The organism is Massilia glaciei (genome assembly GCF_003011895.2).
In the GTDB taxonomy this organism is placed as follows: Bacteria; Pseudomonadota; Gammaproteobacteria; order Burkholderiales; family Burkholderiaceae_D; genus Telluria_A; species Telluria_A glaciei.
The window spans coordinates 1-1,567 of sequence record NZ_PXWF02000192.1 but is presented as its reverse complement, the minus strand read 5'-3'; the positions used below and the strand labels follow the sequence as shown (position 1 = coordinate 1,567).

Sequence of the window (1,567 nt, the reverse complement as noted above, 5' to 3'; positions counted from 1 at the left end):
CGCCGCCGGCAACAGCGCCGGCACCGCCGCCGGCGCCCAGTACGCGGCCGCCAACGGCCCGCTGGCCGTGGCCGCGATGGCCACCGCCGGCGCCGAGCTCGGCGCGCTGGTCAGGGCGCAAATCGTCGCCAAGGGCGCCACCCGGGTGGTCGTCAACGCGCTGCCGGACCTGTCGGTCTCGCCGTCGGCGCTGGCGCAGCCGGCCGCGACTCAGGGGCTTATCAGGACCATGATCGAAGCCTTCAACAACGCGCTCAGGACGGCCGTGGCGGGCGAGGCGAAGGTGCTGTACGTCAATCTGCACGCGGTCAGCCGCGACCAGGCCGCCAACCCCGCTCCCTACGGCCTGACCAACACCACCACGCCGGCCTGCGCTCCGAACCCGCTCGGCGCCACCGCGCTCGTGTGCAACGTCAACAATCTGCGTGCCGGCGACGTGAGCCGCCACATGTTCGCCGACGACGTCCATCCGACGCCGTTCGAGCACATGCTCATCGCCCGCTTCGTGGCGGCCAAAATGAGCATCAAGGGTTGGCTGTAGGCCCGGCGGCGGGGGCCGCGCCGCGCGCGCCCCCGCCAATTTCAAGAGGAACACGGAGGCAATATGAGACCACGTTTCAATGGCGCGCTACGGGCGCTGGTGGCGGCGGCCGCGGCCGCGGCGGCGGCGGGCGCCCCGGCGCAGGGCGCCGGCCAGTTCGCGGCCAAGATCGGTTACAACCAGATCACCCCCAAGGTCGAGAGCGGCGACGTCTCGGCGCCGGCGCTGCCGGGCACCAAGGCCTGGGTCGGCAGGGACGCGCAACCGATTTTCGCGCTCGCCTACGCGCTGGGCGACAACGTCGTCGCCGAACTCGACGTCGGCGTGCCATACCGGCATGCGCTGTACGCCGCCGGCGCGATCGAGGGCGCCGGACAGCTCGGCGCTGTCGACGCGCTGGCGCCGACAGCGTTCCTGCAGTACCGCCTGTTCAAGCCCGAATCGATGGTGCGCCCGTACGCCGGCGTCGGCCTGAGCTACGTGTCGTTTCAGAACGAAACCGGCTCCGGCCAACTGACCGCGCTGACCAATCCGGGCGGCCCGCCGACCACCTTCGCGATGGACGGGCAGGTGTGCGCCACGCTGCAACTGGGCCTGGTCGTCAACATTGGCTCCAGGTACTTCCTGGACCTGGCCGCGACCAAGACCTACCTGAAGACGACGGTGCATTACTCGACCGGCCAGACGCAAAAGATGACGCTCAACCCGGAGGGCGTGAGCTTGTCGGTGGGCTACAAGTTTTAGGCGTTTGCCCGGAGCCAAAAAAAACCCGCGCGCGGCGGGTTTTTTTCGGCCGGGCGGCGCGGGCGCCTCCCGGCGCCGGGCATGGATCAGGCAGCGATCACTGGAACGCCTGGATGCCGGTCTGGGCCCGCCCCAGGATCAGCGCGTGGATGTCGTGCGTGCCCTCGTAGGTGTTGACGACCTCGAGGTTGACCATGTGGCGGATGATGCCGAACTCGTCGGAGATGCCGTTGCCACCCAGCATGTCGCGCGCGACGCGGGCGATGTCGAGCGACTTGCCGC

Annotated in this window: 3 protein-coding genes; 2 read left to right on the top strand and 1 reads right to left on the bottom strand. The window is 69.9% G+C overall.

Annotation, left to right across the window (positions count from 1 at the left end; genetic code table 11):
* Positions 1-541, top strand: a 541-nt coding sequence (locus C7C56_RS11785; RefSeq protein WP_267874691.1) for an SGNH/GDSL hydrolase family protein, incomplete at its 5' end; no start/stop codon positions are given.
* 63 nt (positions 542-604) lie between these two features.
* Entirely contained in the window at positions 605-1,285 is a 681-nt protein-coding gene (locus C7C56_RS11780) for an OmpW/AlkL family protein (RefSeq protein ID WP_106757590.1), read from the top strand.
* 97 nt (positions 1,286-1,382) lie between these two features.
* Here the strand turns inward: C7C56_RS11780 and C7C56_RS11775 are convergent.
* Positions 1,383-1,567, bottom strand: a 185-nt coding sequence (locus C7C56_RS11775) for an acyl-CoA dehydrogenase family protein (protein WP_267874690.1), incomplete at its 5' end; no start/stop codon positions are given.